Origin of the sequence: Streptomyces sp. CB02400, from assembly GCF_001905725.1 — a bacterium.
GTDB lineage: Bacteria > Actinomycetota > Actinomycetes > Streptomycetales > Streptomycetaceae > Streptomyces > Streptomyces atrovirens.
This window is the reverse complement of the sequence record NZ_LIWB01000001.1, coordinates 357,746-374,201: the sequence shown is the minus strand read 5'-3', so window position 1 is coordinate 374,201 and position 16,456 is coordinate 357,746. Positions and strand designations below refer to the sequence as shown.

General features: G+C 73.1%; 12 protein-coding genes and 1 riboswitch. Of the genes, 5 read left to right on the top strand and 7 right to left on the bottom strand.

Annotation, left to right across the window (positions count from 1 at the left end; all coding sequences use genetic code 11):
* The first annotated feature begins 5 nt into the window (after nt 1-5).
* Nucleotides 6-416, top strand: coding sequence for a hypothetical protein (locus AMK33_RS01505; RefSeq protein WP_073930829.1), 411 nt, complete (start codon nt 6-8; stop codon nt 414-416).
* Here the strand turns inward: AMK33_RS01505 and AMK33_RS01500 are convergent.
* From AMK33_RS01500 to AMK33_RS01480, 5 genes are read right to left on the bottom strand one after another with little or no spacing between them, the layout of a single operon-like run.
* Nucleotides 403-1,062, bottom strand: coding sequence for an ABC transporter ATP-binding protein (locus AMK33_RS01500; protein ID WP_073930828.1), 660 nt, complete (start codon nt 1,060-1,062; stop codon nt 403-405). The two genes, AMK33_RS01505 and AMK33_RS01500, sit on opposite strands and share 14 nt — an antisense overlap.
* Nucleotides 1,055-2,035, bottom strand: coding sequence for an ABC transporter ATP-binding protein (locus AMK33_RS01495; RefSeq protein ID WP_073930827.1), 981 nt, complete (start codon nt 2,033-2,035; stop codon nt 1,055-1,057). The genes AMK33_RS01500 and AMK33_RS01495 overlap by 8 nt, the downstream gene beginning before the upstream one ends.
* Nucleotides 2,032-2,919 (bottom strand): ABC transporter permease, encoded by an 888-nt coding sequence (locus tag AMK33_RS01490; protein WP_073930826.1) that lies wholly within the window; start codon nt 2,917-2,919, stop codon nt 2,032-2,034. Before AMK33_RS01490 ends, AMK33_RS01495 begins: the two co-directional genes overlap by 4 nt.
* Before the next feature lie 5 nt (nt 2,920-2,924).
* Nucleotides 2,925-3,893, bottom strand: a complete 969-nt coding sequence (locus tag AMK33_RS01485) for an ABC transporter permease (protein WP_073931471.1) — start codon at nt 3,891-3,893, stop codon at nt 2,925-2,927.
* A 20-nt stretch (nt 3,894-3,913) separates the two neighbouring features.
* Nucleotides 3,914-5,503 carry an ABC transporter substrate-binding protein gene (locus AMK33_RS01480; protein ID WP_073930825.1) on the bottom strand — a complete coding sequence of 530 codons (1,590 nt, stop codon included), beginning with the start codon at nt 5,501-5,503 and terminating at the stop codon, nt 3,914-3,916.
* A 202-nt stretch (nt 5,504-5,705) separates the two neighbouring features.
* A riboswitch (cobalamin riboswitch) is annotated at nt 5,706-5,888 on the top strand.
* A 30-nt stretch (nt 5,889-5,918) separates the two neighbouring features.
* Between AMK33_RS01480 and AMK33_RS01475 the strand changes: the two genes are divergently transcribed.
* The 4 genes from AMK33_RS01475 to AMK33_RS01460 are packed head-to-tail and all read left to right on the top strand — an operon-like array spanning nt 5,919 to nt 8,619.
* The gene (locus tag AMK33_RS01475; RefSeq protein ID WP_073930824.1) at nt 5,919-6,638 is read left to right on the top strand and encodes an energy-coupling factor ABC transporter permease; all 720 of its coding nucleotides are present in this window, start codon (nt 5,919-5,921) and stop codon (nt 6,636-6,638) included.
* Complete coding sequence (locus AMK33_RS01470) at nt 6,635-7,009, top strand: energy-coupling factor ABC transporter substrate-binding protein (RefSeq protein WP_073930823.1); 375 nt, start codon at nt 6,635-6,637, stop codon at nt 7,007-7,009. The genes AMK33_RS01475 and AMK33_RS01470 overlap by 4 nt, the downstream gene beginning before the upstream one ends.
* 6 nt (nt 7,010-7,015) lie before the next feature.
* Nucleotides 7,016-7,765 carry a cobalt ECF transporter T component CbiQ gene (cbiQ, locus tag AMK33_RS01465; RefSeq protein WP_073930822.1) on the top strand — a complete coding sequence of 250 codons (750 nt, stop codon included), beginning with the start codon at nt 7,016-7,018 and terminating at the stop codon, nt 7,763-7,765.
* Complete coding sequence (locus tag AMK33_RS01460) at nt 7,762-8,619, top strand: energy-coupling factor ABC transporter ATP-binding protein (protein ID WP_073930821.1); 858 nt, start codon at nt 7,762-7,764, stop codon at nt 8,617-8,619. Before cbiQ ends, AMK33_RS01460 begins: the two co-directional genes overlap by 4 nt.
* A gap of 184 nt (nt 8,620-8,803) precedes the next feature.
* Here AMK33_RS01460 and AMK33_RS01455 read toward each other — a convergent pair whose 3' ends face one another.
* Complete coding sequence (locus tag AMK33_RS01455) at nt 8,804-13,645, bottom strand: DNA repair ATPase (RefSeq protein ID WP_107424985.1); 4,842 nt, start codon at nt 13,643-13,645, stop codon at nt 8,804-8,806.
* Between the two features lie 552 nt (nt 13,646-14,197).
* Nucleotides 14,198-16,243 (bottom strand): SPFH domain-containing protein, encoded by a 2,046-nt coding sequence (locus AMK33_RS01450; protein ID WP_073930820.1) that lies wholly within the window; start codon nt 16,241-16,243, stop codon nt 14,198-14,200.
* Nucleotides 16,244-16,456: the final 213 nt, after the last annotated feature.

Genomic DNA, 16,456 nt, shown 5'->3' with positions numbered 1-16,456 from the left:
GCAGCGTGGATCCAGTGGTACTGGCGGCCGGGACCGCCCTGGTGAGTGCGATGGCGACCGACGCCTGGCAGCAGGCGCGTACCGCGATGGTCGATCTGTGGCAGCGTGTGCACCCCGCACGGGTCACCGCCATCCAGGAGGAGCTGGACGAGGTGCGCGAGGAGGTCCTCGCGGCACGCGGCGCCGACGACGCCGACGCGGAGACCGGGCTCGCCCAGGACTGGCAGCGGAAGCTCCAGCGGCTGGTGAACAACGATCCGGGGCTGGCACGGGAGCTGCAACGCGTGCTGGATCAGGAGCTGGCTCCCCTCCTGCCGCAGCGGGGCGATGCGGCCGGTCCCGGCACGGTGACGGCGACGGTGACGGCCAGGGACAACAACACCATCATTCAGGGACGCGACATCACCATCCGGTGACCGTCTTCCAGTCGGCCGTGCGGTCGCACCAGCGGTTCAGGAGGGCCCGGTCGTGGCCCACGGCCAGCAGGCCCGCGCCCGTCGAGGTGCGGTAGGCCTCGACGACCCCGACCAGCGCGGCCGTGGTCGACGCGTCCAGCATGGCCGTCATCTCGTCGCAGATCAGCCAGCGGGGGCGCAGCACCAGCGCGCGGGCGAGGCAGGCGCGCTGGAGCTGGCCGTCGCTGACCTCGTGGGGGCGGCGGGTGAGCAGGTCGGGGGTCAGGCCGACGGTTTCGGCGAGTTCGGCCACCCGGTCGGGGACGGACGAGCGGCGGCCCGTGGCGCGCAGGGGTTCCGCGATCAGGTCGGCCAGGCGCAGACGCGGGTCGGCGGAGAGGCGGGGCTGCTGGAAGACGACGCCGACGGCGGTGCGCAGTTCGCGTGGGGCGCGGTGGCGCCAGCGGTGTACGGGGGTGCCGTCGAGGACGACTTCCCCGGCGTCCGGGCGGTGGAGGAGGGCGGCGACCCTCGCGAGGGTGGACTTGCCGCAGCCGCTGGGGCCGAGCAGGCCGACGGACTCGCCGGGGGTGACGGTGAGGGTGGCGTCCCGTACGGCGGGGGCCTGTCGGTCGTATCCGGCGGTGATGGCGCGTAGTTCAAGCACGGATGTCCTCGGGGGTGGGTGCCGGGGCCGGGTGGTGGCAGGCGACCGACCCGGTGAAGGGCGGGAGGGTCGTGCAGGTGTCCGTGGCGCGGTCGCAGCGGGGGGCGAAGGCGCAGCCGTCGGGGAGGGCGCCGAGTTCGGGTGGCAGTCCGGGGATGGGGGTGAAGGACCGGTCCGGGAGTGCCTCCAACAGGCCCCGGCTGTAGGGGTGGCGTGGGCCCGGTGTGCCGAAGAAGGCGCTTGCTTCGGTCAGTTCGACGATGCGGCCCGCGTACATGACGGCCACCCGGTCGGCGACGCGTTCCGCCGCCGCGAGGTCGTGGGTGATCATCAGGAGCGCCCGGTCGCCGTCGGCGTCGACGTGGCGGCGCAGTTCGTCGACGGTGCGGTCCACCAGGTCGCGGTCCAGGCCTGTGGTGGGTTCGTCGGCCAGGAGGAGGGGTGCCTCGCCCACCAGGGCGAGGGCGGTGGCGGCGCGCTGGGCCAGGCCGCCGGAGAGTTCGTGGGGGTGGCGGTCGAGGTGGCCCGGCGGGAACCCGGCGCGTTCGGCGGCCTGTTCGGCCGCGGTGCGCAGGGCCGTGCGGCCCCGGACGCCGGTGAGCTGGGCGACCGTCTCCTCCAGTTGGGAGCGGATGGTGCGTACGGGGGTGAGGTGGGCGGCCGGGCTCTGCGGGATGAGGCCGATGCGGCGGCCCCGCACGGTGCGGGCGAGGGTGCGTTCGTCGGCGGTCAGCAGGTCCAGTCCGCCGAGCAGCGCGCTGCCGGCGGTCTGGGCGTTGGCGGGGAGCAGGCCGAGGAGGGCGGAGGCGAGGACGGACTTGCCGCAGCCGCTCTCGCCGATCAGGGCGAGACATTCGCCGGGCGCCACGTCGAAGTGGGCGTCGGTGACGGCGGCGACGCGGCGCCCGCCCGGCAGCAGGAAGCGTACGGACAGTCCTCGGACCGACAGCACGGGAGGTCGCTCGGTCGTCACAGCGTCAGCTCCGATCGGCGGCGGGGGTTGATCCGCTCCCGCCAGACACCGGCGAGGCCGGCGACGGCGAGGGTGGGGATGATCAGGAACAGGCCGGGGAAGAGGGTCGGCCACCACTGTCCGGCGAGCAGGGAGCCGCGGGCGCCCTGGATGAGGGTGCCGAGGCTGGCGGTGTGGGTGGGCAGGCCGAGGCCGAGGAAGGACAGGGCCGACTCGTGCCACATGGCGTGCGGCACCATGAGGACGGCGGCGAGGCCGGCCTGGGGCAGCACACCGGGCAGCAGGTGCCGTACGACGACCCGCCACCGGGAGGCGCCGCCGGAGACGGCCGCGTCGATGTAGGGGCGGGAGCGCAGCGAGAGGACCTCGGCGCGGACGATCCGGGCGGTGGACAGCCAGTGGGTGAGGCCGACGGAGATCACCACCGGCCAGACGCCCGGCCGGAACATGGCGACGATGAAGACGCCGAGCAGCAGGTGCGGTACGGAGGAGAAGGTGTCGACCAGGCGCATGACCGCGCGGTCGACCCAGCCGCCGAGCGCGCCGGCGGTGGCGCCGACGGCGGTGCCGATCACGGTGGCGGTGAGGGCGGCCACCACGCCCACCAGCAACGACACCCTGAGCCCGTAGACGCAGCGCAGCAGCAGGTCGCGGCCCACGTCGTCGGTGCCGAAGGGGTGGGACCAGGACGGCGGCAGGAGTTTGGCGGCGAGGTCGACGGCCTGCTGGTCGAGTCGGACCAGCGGCGGTACGAGGAGCACCGCGAGGACCGTCACGGCGACCAGGGTCGCGGAGACGCGCAGGCGGAGGGTGTGGGTGGAGCGGCGGGCGGTGCCGTGTGCGCGCCACACCGTCTTCGTCACGGCGGTGGTGGTGTCAGCCATGTGGGTCACATCTCATTCAGCTTCACCCTCGGGTCGATCAGTCCGTAGAGCAGGTCGGCGAGGAGGTTTCCGGCGAGGACGGCGGCGGTGGCGAGGGTGGTCAGCGCGGCCAGCAGCGGGAAGTCGACGGAGGTGGCCGCCTCGACGGTGGCCGCGGCGATGCCCGGCCAGCTGAACACGGTCTCCACCAGCAGGGCGCCGGTGATGAGTTCGGGGACGCGGGAGCCGATCAGGGTGAGCACGGGGAGCAGTCCGGAGCGCAGGGCGTGGCCGAGCAGGACGGTGCGTTCGCTCAGGCCGCGGGCGCGAGCGCCGCGCACGGGGTCCTCCGCGAGGGCGTCGCCGACGCCCTGACGGACGTACAGCGTGAACCAGGGCAGTTGGGAGACGGCGAGGACGCCGGCGGGCAGGATCAGGTGGCTCGTGACCTGGCCGAAGGTGACCTGTTCGCTGCCGGTGTCGGTGAGGCCGCCGGCCGGGAGGACGTCCAGTTCGAGGGCGAACAGCCAGACGGCGAGCAGGGCGGTCCAGAAGACCGGGGCGGCCTCCAGGGCGTACGCGAGGGAGGTGACCGTACGGTCGAGGAGCGAGCCGGGGCGGCGGGCGGCGAGGACGCCGAGCACGGTGCCGAGCAGGACGGCGGCGGCGAACGCGACGGCGCACAACAGGGCCGACCAGACCAGGCGTTCGCCGATCACCTCGGCGACGGGCTGGCGCATCACGGTGGACTGGCCGAGGTCGCCGCCGAGCGCGGAGGTCAGCCAGTCCCACCAGCGGGCGGTGAACGGCCGGTCCACGCCGAGGTTCTCCCGCAGCCGGTCCAGGGTCTCCTGGTCGGCGCCGAGCGCGGCGGTGCCGGCGTACGCCTTGACGGGGTCGAAGGGGGAGGCGGCGGCGACGGCGAACACGCCGAAGGTGACGACGAGCAGCACCGGCACGGCGAACAGGGCCCGCCGTGCCGTGAGCCGGGTCATCTCTCCCCAGGGGAGGGCGGTCATGTGGCGGGCTGCCAGTCCTCGACGTTCCACCAGGGGCCGCTGGCGAAGCCGTGCTCGTGCGGTTCGGTCTGGGTGGTGAGGTCCTTCCAGCGGTCGGCGAGGACGTACATGTGGTCGATGTGGGTGAGGAAGGTGTAGCCGGGGTTCTTCACCAGTTCGCGCTGGAGGGTGTCGTAGGCGGCCTTGCGGTCCTCCGGGTCCTGGCTGCGGCGGCCTGCGTCGAGGGCCTCGTCGACGGCCGGGTTGTCGTAGAGGGCCATGTTGTTGAAGCCGTCGCCGGCGAGGGAGGAGTGCAGGAGCGTGTAGAGGCCGAAGTCGGGGTCGCCGGTGCTGCCGAAGCCGGCGAGGACGGCGTCCCGGTTCATCCGGGGTTCGATGACCTCCCAGGTGGCACTCTCCACCTCGACGTCGATGCCGGCCTTCTTGGCGTCGGAGGCGTAGGCGAGGGCGTGGTCCTGGCGGACCTTGTCGCCGGAGGGGTAGTAGAGGGTGAAGCGGGCGGCGCGGCCGTCCTTGGCGCGGATGCCGTCCTCGCCGGCCTTCCAGCCGGCCTCGTCGAGGATGCTCTTGGCCTCGTCGAGGTCCTGGGGGCGGTCGATGCCCTCGGCGTACCAGGGGTCGTCGACGGGCAGCGGGCCGTAGGCGGGACGGCCGGCGCCGTCGAGGATCTTGTCGACCATGGCCCGGCGGTCCACGGCGAGGTCGAGGGCGCGGCGGATCGCGGTGTCCCCGGCGACGGGGTTGCCGGTGGGGAGGCTGACGGCGCGGAAGTCGTACGACGTCGCCCGGTACGTCTTCCTGCCGTCGTCGTTCTTGAAGGTGGCGGCGAGGTTGGGCGGGAGGGTCGCGCCGTCGAGGTCGCCGGAGCGCAGCCGGGTGGCGCGGACGTCGTCGTCGGCGATGATCGCCATGGTGAGCTTTTTCACCTTCGGGGCGCCGCCCCAGTAGTCCGGATTGGCCTTGAAGGTGAGCTTTTCGCCCTTGCTCCAGCCGGTGAGGACGTACGGTCCGGTGCCGACCGGCTCGGTGTTGAAGGAGCCGGTGTTGGGGTCCTGTCCGCCCGCGATGTGCTCGGGGACGACGGGCAGCACCGTGCGGGCGGCGAAGGCCGCGTAGGGGTAGTCGAGGGTGAAGACGACCTTGTCGTCGCCGTCGGCCCGGACCTCCTTGATGGCGTCCAGTTCGCTCTTGGCGGTGTTGTTGGTCTTCTCGTCCAGCACGGTGTCGTACGTGAAGACCACGTCGTCGGCGGTCAGCGGCTCGCCGTCGCTGAACTTCACGCCGTCGCGCAGGGTGTACGTGTAGGTGCGGCCGCCGTCGGTGACCTCGGGGAGCGCCTTCGCCAGGGCGGGCTTCAGCTTCATGTCGGCGTCGCGGGCGAGGAGTCCGTCGAAGATCTTGGAGTTGCCGTCCTTGCCGTAGCCGAGCAGCGGGCTGAGCGTGTCCGGTTCGGACGGGACCCCGATCACGACGGATCCGGCGGACGCTCCGCCGTCCGCGCCGCCGTCGCTCGGCGCCGAGCAGGCGGTGACCGCACCGGCCATCGCGACCACGGCGGCGGTACCCCGTATTCGTCGGGTCGTCATCGAACCTCACATCCCTGTTGCCCGGAAATCGTTGTTGCATATTAATTGCAGCTAGGTACTGCCCAGGACGGCGGCCCCCCACTCCCCCGCTCCGACGGACGGCGCCGCTCGTGTCAAGTGCGCAGGTGTGCGCCGGGGTGCGAGCCGCCGGGCGCCGTCCGCGCGCCCCCGGCGGCCGCTTGTCACCGGACCGGAACGGGCACTACTGTCACCACGCCTTGGTGACGGGAAATCGGTGCGATACCGGTGCGGCCCTCGCCACTGTGATCGGGAAGTCCGGCTCCAGTCCTCGCGGACGGCCACTGGGTCCCTCGGGACCCGGGAAGGCGGAGCACGGGCGGTGGTACCCGTCAGCCAGGAGACCGGCCAAGGCACGTCAACCATCCACGAGGTGCTGGAGAGGGTCTGCTGAGCCATGCACATAGCCGAGGGTTTTCTGCCACCTGCGCACGCGGTCGCCTGGGGTGTCGCGTCGGCGCCGTTCGTCGTCCACGGAGCCCGGTCGCTCATCCGTGAAGTCAGGGAACATCCCGAGAGCACGCTGCTGCTCGGCGCGTCGGGAGCGTTCACGTTCGTCCTGTCCGCGCTGAAACTGCCGTCGGTCACGGGGAGTTGCTCCCACCCCACCGGCACGGGTCTGGGCGCGATCCTGTTCCGGCCGCCGGTCATGGCGGTGCTGGGCACCATCACCCTGCTGTTCCAGGCACTGCTGCTCGCCCACGGCGGGCTGACCACACTGGGCGCCAACGTCTTCTCGATGGCGGTCGTCGGCCCCTGGGCCGGATACGGCGTCTACCGGCTGCTGCGCCGGTACGACGTGCCGCTGATGGTGGCGGTGTTCTTCGGCGCGTTCGTCGCCGACCTGTCGACGTACTGCGTGACGAGCGTGCAGCTGGCGCTCGCCTTCCCCGACCCGGGGAGCGGGTTCCTGGGCGCGCTGGGCAAGTTCGGCTCCATCTTCGCCGTGACGCAGATCCCGCTCGCGGTGAGCGAGGGGCTGCTGACCGTGCTGGTGATGCGCATGCTGGTGCAGTCGAGCAAGGGGGAGCTGACGCGGCTCGGGGTGCTGGTGACGTCGGCGGCCGGGCGGAAGACGGCGAAGTCGTCCGACTCGGCGGAGGCGGTGGCCCGATGAGCCGCAACGCGAAGATCAACACGCTGCTGCTGGTGCTGGTGGCCGCGCTCGCCGTGCTCCCGCTGGCGTTCGGGCTCGGCGACCACAAGGAGGAGCCGTTCACCGGCGCGGACGCCGAGGCCGAGACGGCGATCACCGAGATCGACCCTGACTACGAGCCGTGGTTCTCCCCGCTGTACGAACCGCCGTCCGGCGAGATCGAGTCGGCGCTGTTCGCCCTCCAGGCGGCGGTCGGCGCGGGCGTCCTCACGTACTACTTCGGGCTGCGGCGCGGGCGGCGGCAGGGGGAGGCGCGGGCGCTGGCGCGGCTGCGGGCCGAGGCGGACGCGGACGCCGGTGACGAGGCCGCTTCCGAACGACGACGGGTCTGACGGCACGTGCTGCCGATCGACGCGGCGGCGCACAGCAGTCGCTGGCGCCGCCGTCATCCCGTGGACAAGGCCGTACTGGGGCTGGGACTCACCCTGCTCGCCATCTCGCTGCCGCCGTGGCCGGGCGCGGCCCTGGTGCTGGTGACGGCGCTCGCGGTGCTGCTCGGCCCGGCGGGGGTGCCGGGGCGGCGGCTGTGGCGGGCGTACCGGGTGCCGCTGGGCTTCTGCGTCACCGGGGCTCTGACGCTGCTGGTGCGGGTGGGCGGGCCGGGCGGGTTCGTGTCCTGGGCCGAGGACGGGCCGCTGCGCGCCGGGGAGTTGATGCTGCGCACGTCGGCGGCCTCGCTGGGCGTGCTGCTGTTCGCCTTCACCACACCCATGTCGGATCTGCTGCCGCGCCTGGTGCGGGCCGGGGTACCGGCGCCGCTCGTGGACGTGGCGCTGGTGACGTACCGGATGAGCTTCCTGCTGCTGGACTCGGTGCGCCGCATCAGGGAGGCGCAGGCGGCCCGGCTCGGACACACCACCCGCGCGGCGGCCTGGCGGTCCCTCGGCGGACTCGGCGCGACCGCGTTCGTCCGGTCCTTCGACCGGGCGGCGCGACTGCAGACCGGGCTGGCCGGACGCGGTTACGACGGCACCCTGCGCGTGCTGGTGCCCGAGGCCCGTGTCTCCGTCCGGTTCACGGCGCTGAGCGTGGCGCTCCTTGCGGCACTGGCCGCCCTCACCTTCGTACTGGAAAGGCCACTGCCGTGAACGAGTCCGTGCTGGTCGCCCTGCGGGGCGCGTCGTTCGCGTACGAGGACGGCCCGCCCGTGCTCAGCGGCCTGGACTTCGAGGTGCGCGAGGGGCGCGCGTTGGCGCTGCTGGGGCGCAACGGCAGCGGGAAGACGACGCTGATGCGACTGCTCAGCGGCGGACTTCGCCCGGACAGCGGCGAGTTGACCGTCGAGGGCCGGGCGGTGCGGTACAACCGGAAAGGGCTGACGGCGCTGCGCACCACCGTGCAACTGGTGGTGCAGGACCCCGACGACCAGTTGTTCGCGGCGTCGGTCGGCCAGGACGTGTCGTTCGGGCCGCTCAACCTCGGCCTGCCCGACGCGGAGGTGCGCGCCCGGGTGGCGGAGTCGCTCGCCGCGCTGGACATCACCGCCCTCGCCGACCGTCCCACGCACCTGCTGTCCTACGGGCAGCGCAAGCGGACGGCGATCGCGGGCGCGGTCGCCATGCGGCCCCGCGTCCTGGTCCTCGACGAGCCGACGGCGGGCCTGGACCCCGACGGCCAGGAACGCCTCCTCGCGACCCTCGACGGCCTGCGCGAGAACGGCACGACGGTCGTCATGGCCACCCACGACGTGGACCTCGCCCTGCGCTGGGCCGACGACGCGGCCCTGCTCACCCCGTCCGGCGCACACACCGGCCCGGCGGCCGACATGCTGGCCCGCACGGAACTCCTCGCGGCGGCGGGGCTGCGGCTGCCGTGGGGAGTCACGGTCGCGCGGCTTCTGCGGGCGCGGGGGTTGCTGACCGGTACGGCCGCCGGCCCCCGGACTCCGGAAGAGCTGGCGTCGCTGGTGACCGCGTCCACCACGGACACCGACGTCCCGTGAGGGACGGTCGGGTCGCGTGACCGATCTCCACCAGCACGGTGTGTACGACGAGGGGCAGGCGCCGTCCGTCGCCGAGGTACACGCGGGCGGCCCGGCGGCGGAGGTGACGCCGAGCCGTATGCCGCGCGTGTCTCGGACGACCAGGGTCCGGTGGGCACCTCCGCGGGAGCAGGGCGGGGCATCGTCAGTTGTTCTCGGGGGTCGGGTTGGCCATCAGCCGGCGCGGGTCCGCCGCCCGGGTGATGGCCGACTCGACGGCGGCGATGCGGTCGCCGAGGAGGGCGAGGGCGGCCACCGCACGGGCCAGGGCGTCGTCGTCGGGACCGCCCAGGGTCAGGGCGCGGACCTGGGCCGCCTTCAACTCGGCCCAGCGGGCCGACTGTTCGGCGGTGAGTCGGCCGCGCAGTTCGGCGAGCTTGAGCAGGTTCGACTCGGCGCCCGTGGTGAGGGTCTGGGCCTCGGCCGTGTAGTGGTCGTCGATGACGGCGGCCAGCTCGGCGGCGTTCATGACGGGCTGGATCCGCTGGGCGATCTTGTTCATGTTGCGGTAGGAGCCCTGGAGGCGGAACGGCGGCTCGGTGCGGGCGTCGTCGGACTGGGCGGCGGAGGCGATGTACGCCGCGTTGACGGTGAGGACGGTCCGGCGGGCGGTGAGCAGGTGGCGCAACACCGCCAGGACGCGGTCCAGTTCGGTGGGGGCGTAGGGGTGGGTGAGGCGGTCGGCGCGGGCGGTGGGGTCGTTCTCGGCGAGGCGGATCAGCAGGTCGAGGTCGGCGCGGTCGCGGCCGGCGAGCGGGGCGAGCACCGGGTTGGCGGTGAGGGCGTTCTCCACGAAACTGAGCGCGAAGACGTCCTCCTTGCCGGTGAGGACGTCGCCGAGGTTCCACACGTCGGCGCGGTTGGCCAGCATGTCCGGAACCCGGAAGGCCTCACCGGACTCGGTGTAGGGGTTGCCGGCCATGCAGACGGCGAACCGCTTCCCGCGCAGGTCGTAGGTGCGCGGCTCACCCTCCCACACACCCTCCATCCGGCGCGTGGCGTCGCACAACGGGATGAACTTCTGGAGCAGTTCGGGCGAGGTGTGCTGGATGTCGTCCACATACAACAGGGTGTTGTTGCCGGCGGCCAGCGCGAAGTTGATCTTCTCGATCTCCTGGCGGGCGGTGGCGTTCGGTGCCTCGGCCGGGTCGAGCGAGGTGACCGCGTGGCCGAGCGCGGGGCCGCTGATCTTCACCAGCACCAGGCCGAGGCGGTCGGCGACGTACTCCATGAGGGTCGTCTTGCCGTAGCCGGGCGGGGAGACGAGCAGCAGCAGGCCGCCGGTGCCGGTGCGGCCGGACTCGCCGGTGGTGCCGAGCTGTTTGGCGAGGCTGTCGCCGACCAGCGGGAGGTAGACCTCGTCGACCAGGCGGTTGCGGACGAACGACGACATCACGCGCGGCCGGTGGTCGTCCAGGCGCAGCCGGGTGCGCTCGGCGGTCACCAGTGCGGTGCGGCGGCGCTGGAAGGCACGGAAGGCGGGCACGTCACGCTCCCTGAACTCCTCGGTGCGGGCGAGGAATTCGTCCAGGCGGAGGGTGAGGCGGCGGTCGGTGATCCGGGGGTGGGTGCCGAGCAGGCCGTCCACGGTGACGGTCAGGGGCGCGTCCGATGTGTGGCGGGGCGTGTCCGGGCAGAGTTCGGCGGCCACGGCCTCGGCGAGGTCACCGGCGGTCAGCTCGTCTCCGGTGGTCGCGGCGTACGCGGTCAGCCAGGCCTCGACCAGTTGGCGGCGGGCGGTGAGGTCGGCGAGGGCGGGGAGGTCGTCGTCGTAGGCCTCGGTGGTGACCTTGCGGCGGAACGTGTCGAGGAGCGTGCGGGTGCGGGCGCTGATGACGAAGCCCTCGGGGCCGGTGGTCAGTTCGTCGAAGAGGTAGGCGGCGCAGGCCTCCGGGCGGACGGGGGCTGAGGCGTCCCAGACGCCTATGGTCCGGGCGAGTTCCTTCCGTAGCGCGTCGAGGGCGGGCGGCGGCCCGAAGGCGTCGCGGACGCGGGCCAGGGAGCGGGCGCGGCGGGTGAGGTCGGCGCGCTCCTGTGCCGTGGTGCCGTGCGTCCAGTACAGCAGGGCGTGGGCGCGGGCGGTGGGCTCGTGGCGCAGCAGGCCCGCGCCGTCGTACAGGGGCAGTACGGCGGTGAGGATCGCGGTGGCGTCATGGTCGTGGACGCCCCGCTCGTACCCCTCGTCGTACGCCTCCTCGGCGGTCCGGCGGACCAGGGCGGCGAGGTCGTCGGCGCCGGTCAGGGCGTCGGGGCCGGGTTCGTGCAGCAGGCGGGCGGCGAGGTGCTCGGCACGGTAGACCTCGGGTGACTCGGACGGCAGGTGCCGGTTCCAGAGCGGGCGGTCGGCGAGGAGGGCGGGGTCGGTGACGGGGGCGCGGTAGTCGGTGCCGGTGAGGGCGAGCGCGAGGCCGTCGCCGTGCGGGACGACGGTGAGGTCGAGGGGCTGGGTGGAGACGGCGAACCGGTGGTCGCCCAGCCGGATGGCGCGTCCGCCGTCCGCGTAGAGGTCGGTGCGGTCGCGCAGGGCGCGGGCGGCCTCCTGGCGGGCGGAGCGCAGCCGGCCGTCGAGTTCCTCGGCGCGGACGCGGTCGCCGAGTCCGCGCAGTTCGTCGGCGGTGCGGCGGACCTTGGTGACGAGCGGGTCGGAGGCGAAGTAGGTGCTGACCGCGTCGGTGTCGGGGAGCGTGGCACAGCGCCGGGTGATCGTCTCCAGTACGCGGTCGGCGGCGGAGGCGAGCTGTTCGGCGCGGCGGGCACGGGCGTCGGAGAGGCTCTGCTTGCGGGCGGAGAACGCCTCGTAGAGTTCGGTGCGCCGGTCGGCGAGCTCGCCGAGGACGTCGTCGAACTCGGCGAAGCGGGACTCCAGGGCCTCCAACTGGGCCAGGACCCGTGTCAGTTGCTCGTCGCAGGTCTCCGGGGTGTCCGCCGCCGCGAGGGCGCCGGTGACCGTCTGGCCGAGGAGGGAGAGTTCGGCGGCGAAACCGGCTCGCGCCTCCCGGTCGAGGAGGGACCGGCGACGGGCGTCGAGGGTGGCGCGGGCACGGTTGACACCGCCCATCTCCTCGGCGACCCGCTCCAGGACGACCGTACGGACGGTGGCGTCGGCGATGTCGAGCCCGGCGACCACCTCGGTCACCGTGCGCAGGCCGTCGGCCAGTTCGTCCAGATGGGCGGCGACCGGGGCGGCCTCGGCGGTGGTGGTGACCGACTCGGCGTCGGCGACGAGTCGTTCGACGTCCGCGTGGTGGGCGGCGAAGGCGTCCTCGCGGGCCAGGAAGGCGATCGCGCGCTGCCCGAAGGAGGCGAGGTCGCCCTCGGCGCCGTCGGCGAGTGCGTCGATGCGGGCGTGATCCGCGTACCGCATGTCCTTCAGGGTCAGCAGATGGCCCTGGGCGTGGCGGAGTTCGGTCAGTCCGGTGACCCAGGCGGCGGCCTCGCGGGGCTGCTCGCCGCGCAGCCGGCGCACCACCGAGGCGATCCGGTCCGCCGCCTCGTCGAGCGCTTCGGCCGCCCGGTGGGTGAGGTCGCGTACGGTCTCGAACTCGGCCAGTACCTGGTCGGCGGTGGCGCGCATCTCCGTCAACGGGGCGCGCAGGTCGCCGAGTTCGCTGTCGCCCAGCCAGTGGTGGGTGTCCAGGGCGCGGACACAGGCGGCCGCCAGGGCCGTGTACACCTCGGTGGTGGGGGTGGTCTCGGCGACGGAGCGGGCCAGGGACAGACAGTCGGAGATGCCGCGTACGAGGTCGGCGTTGCCGACCCGGGCCAGCGGGCCCTCGCCGACGGGCTGGGCGGCGGCGTGGGTGTCGGAGACGTAGGGCGAGTGCCACAGCTGTACGGGGTGGACGCGGGCGGGTTCGTCGCCGTCGGGACGCAGCAGGGCGAGGAGTCCGTCGTCGAACAGCGCCCAGCCGTGGCAGGCCATCGGGGTGGCGACCGCCTCACGGATGAGGTTGTACGACAGCAGCAGCGCGCGTCCGTGTCCGGGCGCGTGGAAGACGTACAGCACGTCCTCGCCGTGCGGCGAGCGCACCTCGTGTGCGAACTCCATTCCGGTGGTGTCGAGTTCGTACGTCTTGTGGGGGCCGGCGGCGAGGCAGTAGCCGCCGGGGAAGACGATGCCCTGGTCGTCGGGGAGCCGGCGGGGGCCCTGTCCGATGCCGTCGAGGCGGACGACGGACCGGGTGAGGGTGTTGAAGACCAGGTGGCGGTGGGCGGTCTCCTTGTAGGGGAGGATCCGCAGCAGGATCAGGGGGCCGACGCGGGCGTGGGCGATCTCGGCGTCGGCGAGGGACTGCAGGGGCTCGTCGACCGGTTCGCTGTGGATGCCGTCGGGGGTGCCGGTGTCGTTCTCGGTCTTGACGGTGAGGGTGCCGCCGAGGGTGTCGACGAAGACCTCGCCCTGGACGGAGACGTGCGGGTGGCGGCCGAGGACGTGGTCCTCGCGGGTGGTGGGCGTCCAGTCGATGTCGGCGGGCGGGGTGCGGGCGTGGTCGCGGTCGCCGCGCGCGTCCAGGAAGACCGCCGACCGGCCGTCCTCCGGGATCGTCCAGCGCAGGACGCGGATGTCGCCGGCCTTCTCGCCGGTCTGGAAGACGGCGAGCAGCTTGCCGTCGACGCGGCGCAGCCGCAGCAGGCGGGCCTGGCGGTAGTAGCGGTGCAGGGCGGCGAACTCGCGGACGAAGTCGGGGTCGTCGAGGAGTCCGGGGACGGCGTCGTCGGGGAGGCGGTTGAGGTCGCGGTCGTGCGGGGCGAGGACGTCGGTGACCGCGGTGCCGGCCTCCGGGCGGGGCCGGGTGTCGTAGCCGAAGAGGAGTACGTCGCCGACGGCGACGATGTCGCGGGGCACGGCGGTGCGGTCGGTGCGCAGCCGCTCGGTGCCGGTGAGGCGCAGTTCGGGGGCACCGAACTCATCGGCACGGCGGTGGTTCAACGCCTCGGTACGGCGGGCGAGTTCGGCGGCCTGGGCGGCGAGGCGGTCGCGCAGCACCTGGTAGGCGCCGCCGTCGACCGCCGCGTCGGTCCCGCCCGGCGCGGGCGTACGGGACGCCCCACGGGGCCCGCCGGCACCGGCCCGCTCACGAGCGGTGTCCGCGCCGGACGCCTCACGGGATCCGGCCCGTCCGGACGCCCCACGGGATCCGCCCGGCTCGGACCTCCCGGGGGCTCCGCCCGGCCTGGAGTCCCCGTCGCGCCCGCCCGGGCCGGAGGCCGCCCGGGACCGGCCCCCGTCGGGCGTGCCCTGCGTTCGGCCCGTGCCGGAGGACCCCCGGGAACGGTCCGAGCCGAGCGCCCCCTCGGAGCCGACCGCTCCGGGCGTGCCGTGGAGGGCACCGGGCGCAGAAGCGGTGCCGGGCGCGGAAAAGGCGCCGGTCCCGGAATGACCGGGAGCGGTGCTGGTTCCGGGTGTGCCCGGGCCCGGCGTTCCGCGCGGGGCCGTGTTCGGGGGCTCGTGGGTGCCGGTGGTCATGGCTGGCTGCCTCTCGGAAGGTGCGGTCGGGAGCCGCCGTCCCCTGTGCGGCGGCTCCCGACCGGAGGGTGGTCAGGCCCTGGCGTGGCCGTTCAGCTCGGCCAGCGGTGTGTCCGAGAGGCCCAACTCACCGGCTTTCTCGATCAGTTCTTTGAACCGGCCGGTGTTCTCACCGCCCTGCTGCATCAGTCGCATCAGCAGCGCGGACACCGTGAGGTTCTGCACGTCGGCGGTGGAGACGGAGCCCAGGATCCGGCTCAGGTCGTCGGTGAAGCTCGCCGAACCGTCCAGCCAGGGCCCGGCGAGGGCCTGCGCCGTCTCGGAGTGCCGGACGAAGCCGTCCACGCCCTTGCCGAGCGCGATCGAGGACACCAACCGGTCGAAGAACACCGACTCGCCGCCGACGATGTTGATGTCCGCGTTCTCCAGTCCGGTGGCGAGGACCGTGGCCTGTGCCTCGGCGACCTGCCGCTGCACGTCCAGTCCGGCCAGCCGGATCTCCTTCTCGGCCTCCAGCCGCAGCCGGTACTCCTCGTGGCCGCGGGACGCCTCGTCGAGGGCGGCCATCGCCGCCGCCTTCTCGGTGAGGCCGGCCGCCTCCGCGCGGAGCCTGCCGCTGATGGCCTCCGCGTCGGCGAGGGCCTTGGCCCGCGCCCCCTCGGCCTCCGCGCGCAGCCGGGCCTGGGTGGCCTCGGCCTCGGCGCGGCCCGCCTTCTCGATGACGTCGGCCTCCTTGTCGCGGACCTGCACGACGGCCAGCCCCTCGGCCGCGGACTCCGCCTGGACGCCCTCGGCCAGCCGCAGCTTGGCCCGTGCGTCGAGGTCTGCGGTCTTCAACCGGGCCTCGGCGAGGGTGAGTTCCTCGGCGGCGCGGTGCGTGGCTGCCTGCTCGGCGGCCTCCGCGGCCTTGATGTCCTTGACCAGCTTCTCCTGCGCCTCGGCCTCCGCGGCGATGATCACGGCCTGACGCTGCCGCTCCGCCTCCTCCACGGCACGGAGCTTCTTGATGGCCTCCTCCTGCTCGGCGACCGTACGGTCCACGGCCACCCGCTCCCGGATGACCTCGGCGATCTCCCGCTTCTCCGCCTCGACCTCCTTGTCGGCGGCGATCCGGGTCAGCTGGGTCTCCCGCTCGCGGGCGATGACCTCCAGCAGGCGGTCCTTCTCGATGCGCTCGCTCTCGACGGCGATGACCCGCTCGCGGTTCTTGGCGGCGACGGCGACCTCACGGGCCTGGTTCTCGCGCTGCACGCCGAGCTGCTCCTCGGTGCGCAGGAAGGCGCTCTGCGCGCGCAGCCGCTCCTCCTCCACCACCCGCGCGGTCTCGGCCTCCTCACGGGCCCGTACGGTCTCGATCTCCCGGCGCTGCTTGATCTCGGCGTCGGCCTGCCGGCGCTCCAGCTCCAGGATCGCCTCGCGGGCGTCGACGTCCTGCCGGGTGATCTCCTTCTGCTCGTTGCGCTGGGCCTCGTTGGTGCGGACGTGCTCCACCGCCGTCAGCTCGGTGATCTTGCGGATGCCCTGCGCGTCGAGGACGTTGCCCGGGTCGAGCTGGGTCAGCGGCGTCTGCTCCAGGTAGTCGATCGCCGCGTCCTCGAGGTGGTAACCGCTGAGGTCGACGCCGATGACCTCGATGATCCGGTACCGCAGTTCCTCGCGCTTGGTGTAGAGGTCGGTGAAGTCCATCTGCTTGCCGACGGTCTTCAGCGCCTCGGAGAACTTGGCGTGGAACAGCTCCTGCAGCGTGTTGCGGTCACTGGCCCGCGCGGTGCCGACGGCCTGGGCGACCTTGATGACGTCGTCGACCGTCTTGTTCACCTTGACGAAGAACGTGATGCGGATGTCCGCGCGGATGTTGTCCCGGCAGATCAGCCCTTCCTTGCCGGCCCGGGTGATCTCGATGGTCTTCACCGAGATGTCCATCACCTCGGCCTTGTGCAGCACCGGCAGCACGACCGACCCGGTGAAGGTCACATCGACCTTGCGGATCTTGGAGACGATCAGCGCCTTGCCCTGCTCCACCTTGCGGAACAGTTTGGAGACGACGAGCAGGCCGATGAGCATGAGCAGCAGGGCGACGCCGACGAGTACGGCGATGCCCACGGTGGCGGCATCCATGGGACACGTCCTCCCGGGCTAGAAAGTAAGTCGAGCGGTGCCTCGTTGGCGAGGCGGATGAAGGTCCGGTGGAGGAGGAGACGGCTCAGTCGGCGCCGCGGTTCTGCGCCGGACGCGGACGGATGCCGTCCGCATCCCGCGCGCCCTCCCGTTCACCGCTCACCGTTCACGTTCGTGGGGGTAGCACCGCTCCCCTCCGGGTTCCGGCGCGGG

Bases quoted from the DNA above. Each gene is read 5' to 3' on its own strand.
- AMK33_RS01490 (WP_073930826.1), bottom strand. From the start codon at position 2,919: ATGGCTGACACCACCACCGCCGTGACGAAGACGGTGTGGCGCGCACAC.
- AMK33_RS01485 (WP_073931471.1), bottom strand. From the start codon at position 3,893: ATGACCCGGCTCACGGCACGGCGGGCCCTGTTCGCCGTGCCGGTGCTG.
- AMK33_RS01480 (WP_073930825.1), bottom strand. From the start codon at position 5,503: ATGACGACCCGACGAATACGGGGTACCGCCGCCGTGGTCGCGATGGCC.
- AMK33_RS01475 (WP_073930824.1), top strand. From the start codon at position 5,919: ATGCACATAGCCGAGGGTTTTCTGCCACCTGCGCACGCGGTCGCCTGG.
- AMK33_RS01470 (WP_073930823.1), top strand. From the start codon at position 6,635: ATGAGCCGCAACGCGAAGATCAACACGCTGCTGCTGGTGCTGGTGGCC.
- AMK33_RS01450 (WP_073930820.1), bottom strand. From the start codon at position 16,243: ATGGATGCCGCCACCGTGGGCATCGCCGTACTCGTCGGCGTCGCCCTG.